The 13,062-nt window shown below is 39.5% G+C and carries 10 protein-coding genes; 8 read left to right on the top strand and 2 right to left on the bottom strand.

Features of this window, described 5'->3' with window-relative positions:
- Positions 1-86: 86 nt before the first annotated feature.
- Positions 87-1,040: a calcium/sodium antiporter gene (locus MB09_RS09535; protein ID WP_045080667.1), complete on the top strand. Its 954-nt coding sequence runs from the start codon at positions 87-89 to the stop codon at positions 1,038-1,040.
- Between the two features lie 338 nt (positions 1,041-1,378).
- Here MB09_RS09535 and MB09_RS09530 read toward each other — a convergent pair whose 3' ends face one another.
- Complete coding sequence (locus tag MB09_RS09530; protein ID WP_045080824.1) at positions 1,379-2,281, bottom strand: IS3 family transposase; 903 nt, start codon at positions 2,279-2,281, stop codon at positions 1,379-1,381.
- A gap of 5 nt (positions 2,282-2,286) precedes the next feature.
- Positions 2,287-2,667 carry a hypothetical protein gene (locus MB09_RS15490; RefSeq protein WP_052671345.1) on the bottom strand — a complete coding sequence of 127 codons (381 nt, stop codon included), beginning with the start codon at positions 2,665-2,667 and terminating at the stop codon, positions 2,287-2,289.
- A 288-nt stretch (positions 2,668-2,955) separates the two neighbouring features.
- Between MB09_RS15490 and MB09_RS09520 the strand changes: the two genes are divergently transcribed.
- From MB09_RS09520 to MB09_RS09490, 7 genes are all read left to right on the top strand, one after another.
- Positions 2,956-5,142 carry a glutamine synthetase III family protein gene (locus tag MB09_RS09520; protein ID WP_045080666.1) on the top strand — a complete coding sequence of 729 codons (2,187 nt, stop codon included), beginning with the start codon at positions 2,956-2,958 and terminating at the stop codon, positions 5,140-5,142.
- 407 nt (positions 5,143-5,549) lie between these two features.
- Positions 5,550-7,517 carry a hypothetical protein gene (locus tag MB09_RS09515; protein ID WP_045080665.1) on the top strand — a complete coding sequence of 656 codons (1,968 nt, stop codon included), beginning with the start codon at positions 5,550-5,552 and terminating at the stop codon, positions 7,515-7,517.
- Positions 7,518-8,265: 748 nt separating this feature from the next.
- Entirely contained in the window at positions 8,266-9,729 is a 1,464-nt protein-coding gene (locus MB09_RS09510; RefSeq protein ID WP_045080664.1) for a hypothetical protein, read from the top strand.
- Between the two features lie 173 nt (positions 9,730-9,902).
- The gene (locus tag MB09_RS09505; RefSeq protein WP_045080663.1) at positions 9,903-10,442 is read left to right on the top strand and encodes a hypothetical protein; all 540 of its coding nucleotides are present in this window, start codon (positions 9,903-9,905) and stop codon (positions 10,440-10,442) included.
- A gap of 78 nt (positions 10,443-10,520) precedes the next feature.
- A complete protein-coding gene (locus MB09_RS09500; protein WP_045080662.1) occupies positions 10,521-11,243 on the top strand; it encodes a CsgE family curli-type amyloid fiber assembly protein in 723 nt (240 codons plus the stop codon).
- A 1-nt stretch (position 11,244) separates the two neighbouring features.
- Positions 11,245-11,655 (top strand): curli production assembly/transport component CsgF, encoded by a 411-nt coding sequence (locus tag MB09_RS09495; RefSeq protein WP_045080661.1) that lies wholly within the window; start codon positions 11,245-11,247, stop codon positions 11,653-11,655.
- 9 nt (positions 11,656-11,664) lie between these two features.
- Positions 11,665-13,047 (top strand): CsgG/HfaB family protein, encoded by a 1,383-nt coding sequence (locus MB09_RS09490; RefSeq protein ID WP_045080660.1) that lies wholly within the window; start codon positions 11,665-11,667, stop codon positions 13,045-13,047.
- Positions 13,048-13,062 lie beyond the last annotated feature (15 nt).

The raw sequence follows: 13,062 nt of genomic DNA, 5'->3' as shown, positions 1-13,062 counted from the left end.
GGGCACAGTAAAATTTCGGGGATAGCAACAAATATACAACAAATTCTTTTTTGCATTTAGTATCTTCGCGGGCATTACTATTTTCTATGGATTATCTTTTAGTATTTTTTGGATTGGTATTATTAGTGGTTGGCGGTGAATTTTTGGTCCGTTCTTCAGTGGCACTTTCCTTTAAACTTCACCTTTCAAAAATGGTGATTGGGCTCACGGTGGTTTCATTTGCAACTTCTGCCCCAGAACTTTTGGTGAGCCTGCAGGCCGCGCTTAATGGTTTTTCTGATATTGCCTTAGGAAATGTGCTGGGCTCAAATATTGCGAACATTGGGTTGGTATTGGGGATCACGGCGATTATCTCGCCACTGGCCATAGATAAGGATTTCTATAAATTGAATTGGCCGGTGATGATGATTCTTTCCGTGGCGCTGTACTTTATTTTGAAAAGTGGCATGCAGATTTCCCGATCCGAGGGGATTGCGCTTTTGCTTATGCTTTTTGTCTATTTATGGATTTTGATACGAAGAGCCAAAAAACAGAGAGGCACACAGCCTGTTGACGAAGGTATAGACGAGGGTTTGTCCAAGGCTTCCAATTTTAAAATAATTCTTTGGTTATTGATAGGAGGCGTCGCTCTTTATGCCGGAAGTGAGTTTTTGGTAGGTGGGGCCGTTTCCTTGGCAGAAAATTTCGGTGTTAGTGAGCGTGTAATAGCCGTAACCATGATTGCAGTGGGCACGAGCATCCCCGAACTTGCAGCGTCTGTAATTGCCGCCCTAAAAAAGGAAAAAGCTATTTCTTTGGGAAATCTTATTGGTTCAAATATCTTTAATATATCATCCGTATTGGGTATTACCGCCATAATTCAGCCCATAGCCGTTAAAAGCAACGAGGTGCTTACCAATGATATTTTTTGGATGATTGGCTTTGCCGCGGTCTTACTTCCATTGGCGTTTCTTCCCAAATCATTTCAACTAGGCCGAAAAAGAGGAATTGTATTAGTCGTGGCGTATGGAATTTTTATTTCGATGACCATTATTTCTTAAGCGGGAAGTATTATTTGGAAATATAGGAATGGTTTTGCCATTTAAATATTTCATTTGGTGTTGTATTGTTAGTTGAAGCGCTATCTAAAGGGGGTCTTTCACCACTCATTTCAGTTATATTTTCGGATAGATTTTATTTTGTAGGAAAAAAGGGCTGTTTTCCTACGTTTTAATGACTTTGCTATGGCTTTGCTATGGCTTTGCTATGGCTTTGCTATGGAGTATCCGTGGGGAGGAGTTTTAGGTGACCCGTCCTTGACCCGTCCTAAAATAACTATACAGGTTAAAGAATAAATCCTGATATAGTTATACAAATGTAACTGATAATCCTAAAAGGACTATACATCTGTTTTTTCATAGTTAAAATACTTATTATAGTTCTTCCATCTTTTGTACAGGTTGCCTGATTGCAGATGCGCTTGATTGGGCGTTAAATAGTCACAACTTGTGTGTGGCCTTAGTTCATTATAGGCTTTGATGCTTTTCCCTATTTGTTGATTGGTCTGCTCAAACCCCAAGAAACTACTGTATAGATTGAACTCTGTTTTAATGATCCCATTGACTCTTTCTGCCAGTGCGTTCTCATAAGGGTCACCGTTCTCCGTCATACTGATGGCTATATTATTTTTCAATAATACGGCTACATAATTATGGGAACAATATTGCGAACCCCTGTCGGAATGGTGGATAAGGGATGCATCGTACATTCTGTTATTGATGGCCATTCCCAGGGCATCTATGCAACCTTCCGCCAATAGGTCTTGGCGGAAGCTGTACCCCATTATCTTTCTGGAATAGGCATCCGTTATCAGGCTCAGGTATCCCCACTGATTGGTTAGCCGAATATAGGTGATGTCACTGACCCAGAGCTGTTCCGGTCTTGACACAACGAGCCCCTTGACCAGGTTTCCATACTTTCTCATCCAGTGTCTTGAGTCGGTGGTCAATGCCTTTCTTTTTCGCTGTCGCACGAGCAACTTATGTTCCGAGAGAAGATCGAACAGATAGTCCCTGCCCAGAGTTATTTTATGCGGCATCAGTCTGTCCTGTAATATATAGTGCAGTTTTCTTGTTCCCAGCCGCGGCAGGTCCTTCCTTACGGCCAGCACTTCTTGGAGAATGATATCCTCTTTGACCACGGCCTCCTCTTTTCGCCATAGAAAATCGTAATAAGCGTGCCTTGTCTTGCCAAACAGTCGGCATAAAACGGCTATTCCGGATTGCGGAAAATCCTGTTTCATTTTCATCACTGCTTGGCACCAGACTTTTTTCTGATGTCGATCTTGAGCTGCTCCTCGGCCACATCTATCAGGGTGTTCAGGGCCTTTATCTTGAGCTCTGCCTGTTGCAGTGCGTTCTGCAGGGCAGCTTTCTCTGGGTCTTCGGGGGATGCTTTTTCTCTGGCCATCGGCGGGGTATTTTCAGTACAAATCTCGACTTTTTCTGATCTATATTCTAATAACCAACCCCTTATGGTTCTTCCCGATCTGATACCGTAGGCTGACTGGGCCTCCTTAATGGTCATCCTTCCCTGTTCGAGGGCCGTAACTATGGTACGTTTTTGGAGGTTCGTATAGCTTCTGCGCTTAAGGTTTTCCCGGTAATGAAGGGATCCGTATTGTTTCATCCAGGCGCCCAATGAGCTCTTGACCCGTCCTAAAATAACTATACAGGTTGAATAATAAATTTTGATAAATTTATATGTATAAGGACAAAGTATGAAAGAAACATAATGGGTTTTGTGAATTCAAGGATACAAATATCATATTCCTTAACATGAATAAAACGTAATTGACCCCTAAAAACTATGGGTGTTTATAATTATATTGACAGTTTTGTGTAAATAAATAATAAAATTTAGGGGGTGCGTATGTGTTTTTTCTATTTTTGCCAAGTCAAACTCTAAAATCCAAATATGTCCACTTTACGATTTCATGCCATCAAGGAAACTTTTAACCGAGTGCCCGTTCCAGTTACCGAACCCGATAGACGTTCCGATATCTTCGGAAAAAATGTTTTTAATGAAGCTGCCATGCGGCAGTATCTTACCAAGGACTCCTTTAAAAGTGTTATGGACGCCATCGAGAACGGCTCCAAGATTGAACGCCACATAGCTGATCATATCTCTACGGGTATGAAGGAATGGGCGATTGCCAAAGGTGCCACGCATTACACCCATTGGTTTCAACCGCTAACAGGCGCAACCGCTGAAAAACACGATGCATTTTTTGAAACGATGGAAAATGGTCATGCAATTGAAAAATTTGGTGGCGGGCAGTTGGTACAGCAAGAGCCGGATGCCTCAAGTTTTCCCCACGGCGGCATCAGAAATACTTTTGAAGCCCGTGGATATACAGCTTGGGATCCCACTTCGCCTGCCTTTATTTACGGCACTACATTATGTATTCCAACGGTATTTGTGGCGTACACTGGCGAGGCTTTAGATTTTAAAACGCCATTGCTACGCGCCCTGCAGGTTGTAGATGTCGCGGCAACTGCAGTGGCTAAATATTTTGATAAAAACGTTGTCAAGGTAATTGCTACACTTGGCTGGGAGCAGGAATATTTTTTGGTAGATAGTGCTTTGGCTTTGAGCCGTCCGGATATTTCTTTGGCGGGAAGAACTTTGTTGGGCCATTCATCAGCAAAGGGACAGCAGTTGGACGATCATTACTTCGGCTCCATCCCGGCTCGTGTATTGAATTTTATGCGCCATTTGGAAACCGAGTGTATGCTTTTGGGTATTCCCGTGAAAACCCGTCATAATGAAGTAGCCCCAAATCAATTTGAATTGGCGCCTATTTTTGAGGAAACCAACTTGGCAGTAGACCACAATTCCTTATTAATGGACTTGATGAATAAAATTGCCGACAAGCATAATTTCAAGGTCTTGTTTCACGAAAAACCGTTTGCCAATGTAAATGGAAGTGGAAAGCATAACAATTGGTCGTTGGCTACCAACACTGGCGTCAATCTTCTTGGGCCGGGCAGTACTCCAATGAAAAATCTCCAGTTCCTTACATTCTTTATTAACACACTTAAAGCCGTTAATGAACATGAGGAGTTATTGCGTGCTTCCATAGCCAGTGCGGGCAACGATCACCGCTTGGGAGCGAATGAGGCTCCACCTGCAATTATTTCGGCCTTTATCGGTTCGCAACTGACTGAAGTTTTGGATGAACTGGAAAAGGTAACTAGTGGTAAACTTTCGCCTCAAGAAAAAACAGACCTTAAATTGAACGTGGTAGGGAAAATCCCGGAGATTCTTTTGGATAACACAGACCGAAACCGAACCTCACCCTTTGCGTTCACGGGAAATAAGTTTGAGTTCCGTGCCGTTGGTTCTACCGCTAACTGTGCCAACCCGATGACCGTCCTTAACGCTATTGTGGCAAAGCAACTTATTGACTTTAAAAAGGAAGTAGATGCTCTTATTAAGGATAAAAAGATGAAGAAGGATGACGCCATCTTCAATGTATTAAAGGAATATATCAAGGATTCAAAAAGAATTCGCTTTGAAGGTGATGGTTACGGAGAAGCCTGGGAAAAGGAAGCTGAAAAACGCGGTTTGAGCAACCACAAAACTACTCCCACTGCACTAAAGGCGAAGGTTTCAAAAAAGACAATTGCACTTTTTGAAGAATTGGGAATAATGAGCAAAGTGGAGCTCGAGGCCCGATATGAAATAGAAATGGAAGATTATGCCATGCGAATTCAAATTGAAGGCCGTATTTTGGGTGATATTGCTCGAAACCACGTTATACCTACTGCCATCCGCTATCAAAATATTTTGATAGAGAATGTACAAGGGCTTAAGAATATATATGGGACAGATTTTAAAAAATTCGCCGGCGAGCAGATGCAGCTGATTGAACAGATAAGTGAACATATCGCAAAAATCAATAAAGGGATTACCGATATGATAGATTCGCGAAGAAATGCGAATAAAATTGAAAATGCCGAGAAAAAAGCTTTTGCCTATTGCGATGAGGTGAAATCGTTTTTCCAAGTCATTCGTTATCACTGTGATAAGTTGGAATTGCTTGTGGATGACGAGCTATGGCCATTAACCAAGTATAGAGAGCTTCTTTTCACGAAATAAAAATTAACTTTTATTTAACTTTTCAAAATTAAAGACCGTTCAAATGTTTTTGGACGGTCTTTTTGTGTATTTGAAACCCTTAACACCTTCTTACCTTGAAAGCGCTTTCTTACAGTTTTCTGCCTAATATTTTTAAGGTTCAGGGGTTCGTTTTTTTTAATGAATTAGAGTTTCTACATTTGAAAAAATAAAAATCGGAGCGGTATAAACTCTGTTTTTTTAATCATTATTTGATCGGTATCTCCCCAACGCCGATAGAGACTTTTCAATCAAAAGTCTATTTCTAAAATTTTAAAAAAATTAGCACAATTCTCAAGGGATACGTATGTCTTCTAAGGAACGGACTGTGCGGTATTATGAATTTTATTGAATCTAAATATTAACTCAAATTTAAATTTTAAGCATTTATGAAAAAAGTAGTATTCAGTGCAGCAGCACTTATGTGTGGAACACTTATGTTCGCACAATCAAATGTAAGCGATGTAAATCAAGATGGTAATAGCAATGATGCCCAGATTGTACAGAGCGGAGGTGGCAATGACAGCGAAGTTATTTCTACAGGAAATAGAAATGCAGCAACCGTTACCCAGTCCGGTACCATCCACAACTCTATTGTTGAGCAGCGTGGAGATGACAATGCCAGTACCGTTACTTCTATTGGCAGAAACAATAATTCCAAAGTGGGCCAAGTAGATGAGCGCAATACAAGTGTAGTTCTTCAGCAAGGTGGTAATAATAACTCTTCAAGGGTTAGCCAAGGTCAGATTAGCAGTAATGGAACTGTAAGCAGAACCGGGCGAGACAACACAAGTGATGTTTCACAAGATGGAAATAGTAACAAATCTGTAGTAGAGCAATGGGATTCCAATACCCTTGTAGGTGAATTCAACGGATCTACCGTATCACAATTGGGTGATCGAAATGATAGTAAAGTAAGACAAACTGGCGACAATAATACTTCGGGTGTTTCGCAGGATGGAAATGATAACATTAACGATATTCTTCAAGATGGTGACCAAAACCAAAGTACTGGAAGCCAAATTGGGAATGAAAACAACTCTTCTGTAAGTCAATCCGGAAGCCTTCACAGCTCCACAGTTGCACAGGATGGAGATTCAAACACTGCTAATCTTGTACAAAGCAATGGGATTGACAATAATTCTGAAGTAAACCAAACTGGTTTTAGAAATCATACCAACACTAATCAAAATGGTGATAATCACGAATCGACAATAACTCAAACTGGAGATAGAAACGGTGCAGGAGTTTCACAATATGGGTCTTATAACCAGAGTAATACAATTCAAACCGGAAATGATAATGGTAGTTTAGTAGCACAGGCTAGAACTGGAAACGACAGTGAAGTTTCGCAGGAAGGAGATGATAATAGCAGTAACGTGAGACAAAATGGTGGAAATTATAATTCTTCAGATGTAGATCAAAATGGAAGTGACCATGTCTCTGTTGTTAATCAAAATGGTACAGAAAACATTTCGATTGTTAGTCAGCAATTAAACCGCAATAATAGTGATGTGCAGCAGGTGGGAACTAGAAACGAATCAAATGTTGATCAAAATGGAAATGATAATACAGGGATTGTAAATCAGTTAGGAAACGACAATAAGGCTACCATGAGCTCGGAAGGGAATAGATTTAAAAATGATATTACCAAATATGGTGTTTGGAGAACTCCTGGAGCATCAGGCACAATGATGGCAAAAGGAATTACGCAAACGGGTGATAATAACATAGGAACTATTACGCAAGTTGGTTATACAGGCGTAACGTCCGGTTCTGGTAGTGCAGGTATTGGACAATTAGGAAATTCAAATAAGGCAACTATAACTCAAACCAATCTTTTGGCACATGCTTGGAGCGGTTCCAATGCAGCTTTTGTTGATCAGATTGGCGATATGAATGAGAGTGTACAAAATCAAACAGGTCGTGCGGGTACAAGTTATTTCAGACAAGCAGGAAACAATAACTATGGAGAATCTCAACAAGCGAGTCAATCTCGAGCTACTTTAGAACAAGAGGGTAACAGAAATAGCTCAATCCAGATACAGGGGGCAGAAAACATGCAAGAATCAGATACATATCAGCTTGGTGATGATAACATAGCTACAAGCGAACAAAGTGGAGGAAATACTAATCATTCTAAAATCTTGCAAGAAGGTGATTGGAATACAGCAGGAGTAAGACAGCTAGGCGCGACAAATACATCAGATGTTTCACAAATGGGAGATCTAAACATGAGTGATGTTATGCAAAATGGTAATAGCAATATGAGTACTGTTGGTCAAACTGGCATGAGCAATATGAGTACCGTTAACCAATTGGGTGATATGAATACCTCTACGGTAACTCAAAACTAATAACTGCATAAACAGTAGAAATAAATTTCTGCAATTTAAAAGAGTGTGGAGCGCTGTCACTAAGCGTTCCGCACTTTTTGCTTTTAGAATAATTTTTGGCAAAAGGATTTTTATGTAAGAGTTATGGCCTATTCCTTTTTTTGACTCCGTATATTAAGGTATTTAATTGAAGACAAGTGTTTTAGAAAACAGCTAAGGAAAGTTTCCGTTTGAGTAGGTAATTTATCTTTTGTGATTTAAGTGTAAAAACTTCTGCCCAAAAATGAAGAAATATATTTTTAACAAAAAATTAACATTATCTGTTAAATTCCCATTTTTTGCAGTTCATCGGTAATTTTAAGTTTTTTGTCTGATAAATTTGGAATTGGTGTGAGGGAAAACCCTTTTTCAAAAGGGGGGAATCCCCCTTTTTAGTGCAACTGGCTGTTACTTAGTTGTGTATTAATATTTTTTATTGCATCTTTGGGTTGTGGTTAAGTGGTAGCAATATCACAAACCCATCTCCTCAAAATTGTTAAAATAGCAAATCTATCCCCTTAGTAATTGAACCGCTTGGTTTTTGATCAATATTGGTTCGCAAATTTAAAGTATCCCTTTTTCTAAACTGTGTTTTAAATACATTTTAAAACATATCCCCTTAATAGCTATAAATCATTATGTAGTGATTTATAAATTATCCAAGGAACTATTTCCTTGCTCAAAACTGAATATTTTTTTAACCAAATATTAATCTTTAAACTATTTAATTATGAAAAAAGTAATTTTAGGCGCTGCGGCGCTAATGATTGGCGCGATTGGTTTCGCTCAGTACACTCCAGACGCTCCCGGTGCAGCTGGAACAATTGGAAACAATTCCTCTTCAAGCACAGCAAATACGGGTGAGTCTATTCAAAATGGTGATAACCAAAAAGTGAAAGTTCGTCAAGTGGGTACGGAGCAATCCGCGGCTTCATATCAAGATAACGGTGCAGGTATAGGATCGAATCAAGCCTTTATTAAACAGATAGGTAGTGTAACTGGAACTAGTGGATATCTAAACAGAGCTGAAGTTCATCAAAAAGGTTCGACTAACGAATCAACTCAATTACAAGAAGGGGACAATAACAGTTCACTTGTCAATCAAGGTATGACTGATATGGCTAGTGCTGATAACAAAGTTTGGGCTAGGCAAGGAACCAATGAGCAAGCTGAAAATAATAGTCTTGAGGTAAATCAAGATGGTGATCGTAACGAATCGCGTACCTTACAGACATACGACAATAGTGAGGCATTAGTAAATCAAATGGGGGATGATAACGCAGCCGATATAAAACAAAGAGCGTTTAGCAATGGCACAGAAGGTCATGCTGCTGAAGTGAACCAAGATGGAGACCGCAACCAAGCCTTAATAGATCAAACTGGTCTAGGTGCACGTAATGAAGCTACCACAATCCAGTTTGGTGATGACAACAGTTCATACCAAATTCAAGTGGCAACTAGCAGTACTGCTGGAGAAGGTAACAATGCTTTAGTTACTCAAGGAGATGGCTCTACCACTACTCAAATTGAAACAGATCTTTGGACTAATGGATTATTAACGGTAGATGATATTGATAATGGTTCATTTAATCCTGGTTCTGATGGATCTATTGCCCGTCAGGAGCAATATGGTACTAATAATGCAGTAGAGGCACAACAATTTGGTGAAGACAATCAGTCTTACCAAATTCAAGGTAACTTCCTTTCAGGAAGTAGCGATGGAAACCGGGCTCTTGTAGTACAGAACGCGTATGGAAGTCCTGCTGGAGGAGGAAATAATGCTGCTCAAGTGCAATTAGGTGATGACAACGATGCCGCAATAGGTCAGAATGGAAATGATCATACTGCTTTGCAAGTTCAAATAGGTGCAGACAACGTTGCGATGTCAACCCAAAGAGGTCAAAATAACAATGCTAATGTATGGCAATTTGGAAATGATAGTTGGGCTACTACCGCTCAAAGAGGTGAATGCAATAATGCATTTATTACTCAATATGATGGACAAAGCTACAGTGTAGAACAAAATCTTGCGGACGGTATGCCATTTGGTCATAACCAAGCAGATATACTTCAACAAGGACCTAATGGTACACAAGTTGACGGTCTTTACGAGTGTGATCTGCCAGATGTTGATCCAGGAACATACTCTCCAATTGGAGATTTGGGCTTAACAGATATTTGCCCTGGTTGCTAAGCCGCTCTCGGTAAAACATTTATCTAAATTAAAAAGGAGGGCAGGTAATGCCCTCCTTTTATAATAAAATTAATATCTTTAACACAAGGTTATGTTTTCCGTTCAAGAGTAAGATATTATAATTGTGACTATGCGGAATACCGTTAAAAACGGATAATTTAAAATTGCAAATTATGAAAACAACAAAAAATATTCTCTTTGGGGTTCTAACGTCGATTCTTATGATACCGGCTGTTTGGGGCCAAACTTATAAAGGAGAAGAAAATAATAACAATGGTGATGAAAAGGTTGTCAGCGCTGAGAACATGTCGCCCCAGGTGTTAGCAAATCTTGGAATCATTTCAACTCCCAATCCAAAAAATGCGCTCATCGAAGGAAATTCTGTTTATGTGCGTCAAATAGGGGATTTTAATACTACGCGTATTGTAACAAGGACAAATGCAAGTGAAATAAATCTTCTCCAAAATGGGGATTATAATGATACAAATTTAGATTATACCGCTAACACTGCCGTAGCCGAACTTGTTCAGAATGGAAATAATAATAAAATTAAGGATTTTGTGAATAATCCAAATGCCGATATTTCGCTAGACTTGGTACAGGATGGAGACTATCTTAACTTTGAACGTGACGGTGTAAATGAATTGACAAAGTCTTTAAAATTTAGACAATCGGAAGCTTCCCCAACAGTTATAGTTAGAAGTTTTTATTAAATGAGTAAATGCTCCATATATATACCTGCCCTCAAAACTTTCTTGGCACTTGCCGTTATGCTTTGTACTTGCACAGGCATGAGTGCCCAATTTTACAATAAGGAATACGTAGCCAAAATTTATGTAAAAAAGGAAAGCGAGTTCTTCACTTTTGCCGCCACCGCGGAAAATCTTACCCCTACGGATATAAATTTGAAATACGATTTTAGCGTTTATAGCGCAGACAAAAATAATAATGTATCGAGAAGCAACCAGACTGATCTCTTTTTCCTTAAAGCTAATGAAAAAAAGGTGCTATCTACAGTTGCAGTAAATTACAGCATAGAGGATAAAATTACCATAGTCTTGGTTCTCTATGATAAAGATGACAAACCAGTGGGCCAGGACCGTATAGAACTTATCTATGAAAACGGCTATCAAAAACTGGCCAATGAGGAAGCATTGGTACCACAAGCTGCGATTAGCCAAGATCAAGCCGCTCCCCAAGATGGATATATTATGGACGGATTGGTAGTGGAAAATACACTTACGAAGGCAGGTCGTGATTTTTATAAGTATTTTTACTCCGAATATTACAATCGTGGAATCCAGACTAAAAAGAATATTGTAATTGAAGAAGTGCCCGGACGCATGCGCAGTACCAGAATTTCGGTAAAAATAAATGATCGATTGCTATGGCAGTTTTTTTCACAACCTAAAAAATCTTTTTTACAAAGTATGGCCATCACGGCGCTAGATCGTTGCATTGCCCACTTGCAACAATTGCAACAGCAAAAAGACAATACATTAACTCGATATTAATATGAAAATATTCAAACTACTTCTTTCTATTGTATTGCTATTTATGGGAACCGTTGGGTTTGCCCAGCAATTTTCTTATAAACCTTTAAATCCTGCTTTTGGCGGCGATACTTTTAATTATAATTGGTTATTGAGTTCTGCTACCTCCCAAAATAAATTGACAGCACCTGCAAATGAGAGAGATCAGCGGTCTGAATTGCAACAGTTCGGGGATAATTTAAATAGACAGTTGTTAAGCCAAATATCCCGTCAATTATTGCAACAGCAACTAGGCGGTTTAAATTTTAATGAGGAAGGAACCTTTACCTATGGTTCACTTAATGTTGAGATTTTTCAATCAGACGAAGGACTGGTTATAAATATATTAGATACCTCCACGGGGGAGGAAACCCAAGTAATTGTCCCAAATTAAACTACATTCATGAAGATCTTTTTAAAATCACTTTCCTTGTTGGGAGTTTTAATGTTGTCGTCCTGTGGAGCCTATTTTAACCAGCCCATGTTTCAAGAGGCGGCCAGGACCGGGGAATTTTCAAAATCTACTTCCACTTTATTAGACTTACCTCCGGCTGCCCAACCATTGGAAGTTGCGGTGTATAATTTTAGCGATCAGACCGGACAGTATAAAGCTGTTGAGAACGGTAGTACTTTTAGTACCGCAGTTTCACAAGGAGGTACAACCATGCTAATCAAAGCTTTGGAAGATTCCGGTTGGTTTATTCCTATTGAACGGGAAAACTTGAGCAATCTTTCCACCGAAAGAAATATTATTCGGAACACCAAACAGGAATATATAAAGAACCTAAACCCCAATGAACCTCCACTGCCGCCCCTTTTATATGCCGGTCTCTTGCTTGAGGGGGGAATAATTTCTTACGACACAAATATTATTACGGGCGGAATTGGGGCTCGTTATTTTGGGCTGGGTGGCTCTGCAAAATATAGACAAGATAGAATAACGGTTTATTTAAGGGCTGTTTCCACCAGCAATGGAGAAATTTTGAAAACTGTGTATGTTTCAAAAACCATTCTTTCACAAGCAATTGATGCCAGTTTTTTTCGTTTTGTTAAATTCCAAAGGCTATTGGAGGCGGAGACTGGTGTAACCCAAAATGAACCGGTACAATTGGCTATGAAGGACGCTATTGAAAAAGCGGTGCACGACCTTATAATTGAAGGTATTCAAAAACAATTCTGGAGTACTCAAGGGGGCAAGGAAGTCAACGACCAATTGGTTTCAGATTATCTTGCTGAAAAAGAGAAGGATGAGTCCACCTTGCTTTTTGATCGATTGCAGGTTGGCAGGGAGGCCAAAAACGCCCTGTCCATTTCCCTGGGAGGCAATTTGCCAGACAATGACTATAGCACTCAGGAACTTGGATTTTTAGCCCGATTGGAATATAAAAAACATTTTGGCCGCTATTTTAATGCAAACCTGAAAGCTTCTGCTTTCAGGATTGATAATGGACGGCAGTATAGAAATGTGTTTGCGAGTGCAGATTTAAATGGCGAGTTTGCGTTATTGCCTAATGATAAATTTACTCCCTTTATTTATGCTGGTTCTGGGGTAATAATTGCGCTATTGGATCCTAGAAATGACAATGCTTTTGACACTGGAGAGCCTTTTTTTAAAGTTCAATACGGGATGGGTCTGGAATATTTTATTTCCAAAAAGTTTGGAATAAAAGTTTTTGGAGAACACAATCTGGTTTTTACCGATAAACTGGAAAAGGCAGTCCAAGGAAAAAGAAACGACTTTTATTACAATTTTGGAGTGGGCCTCAATTATTACTTTAAACTATAATTCAAAATAGATAAG

Origin of the sequence: Aequorivita vladivostokensis, from assembly GCF_000952855.1 — a bacterium.
GTDB classification, from domain to species: domain Bacteria; phylum Bacteroidota; class Bacteroidia; order Flavobacteriales; family Flavobacteriaceae; genus Aequorivita; species Aequorivita vladivostokensis.
The sequence above is the reverse complement of the archived record's forward strand: the minus strand, read 5'-3'. Positions and strand labels throughout refer to the sequence as shown.

What these genes read in the sequence shown, in the direction of transcription:
- MB09_RS09535 (WP_045080667.1), top strand. Translation starts at nt 87, where the DNA reads ATGGATTATCTTTTAGTATTTTTTGGATTGGTATTATTAGTGGTTGGC.
- MB09_RS09530 (WP_045080824.1), bottom strand. Translation starts at nt 2,281, where the DNA reads ATGAAACAGGATTTTCCGCAATCCGGAATAGCCGTTTTATGCCGACTG.
- MB09_RS15490 (WP_052671345.1), bottom strand. Translation starts at nt 2,667, where the DNA reads ATGAAACAATACGGATCCCTTCATTACCGGGAAAACCTTAAGCGCAGA.
- MB09_RS09520 (WP_045080666.1), top strand. Translation starts at nt 2,956, where the DNA reads ATGTCCACTTTACGATTTCATGCCATCAAGGAAACTTTTAACCGAGTG.
- MB09_RS09515 (WP_045080665.1), top strand. Translation starts at nt 5,550, where the DNA reads ATGAAAAAAGTAGTATTCAGTGCAGCAGCACTTATGTGTGGAACACTT.
- MB09_RS09510 (WP_045080664.1), top strand. Translation starts at nt 8,266, where the DNA reads ATGAAAAAAGTAATTTTAGGCGCTGCGGCGCTAATGATTGGCGCGATT.
- MB09_RS09505 (WP_045080663.1), top strand. Translation starts at nt 9,903, where the DNA reads ATGAAAACAACAAAAAATATTCTCTTTGGGGTTCTAACGTCGATTCTT.
- MB09_RS09500 (WP_045080662.1), top strand. Translation starts at nt 10,521, where the DNA reads ATGAGTGCCCAATTTTACAATAAGGAATACGTAGCCAAAATTTATGTA.
- MB09_RS09495 (WP_045080661.1), top strand. Translation starts at nt 11,245, where the DNA reads ATGAAAATATTCAAACTACTTCTTTCTATTGTATTGCTATTTATGGGA.
- MB09_RS09490 (WP_045080660.1), top strand. Translation starts at nt 11,665, where the DNA reads ATGAAGATCTTTTTAAAATCACTTTCCTTGTTGGGAGTTTTAATGTTG.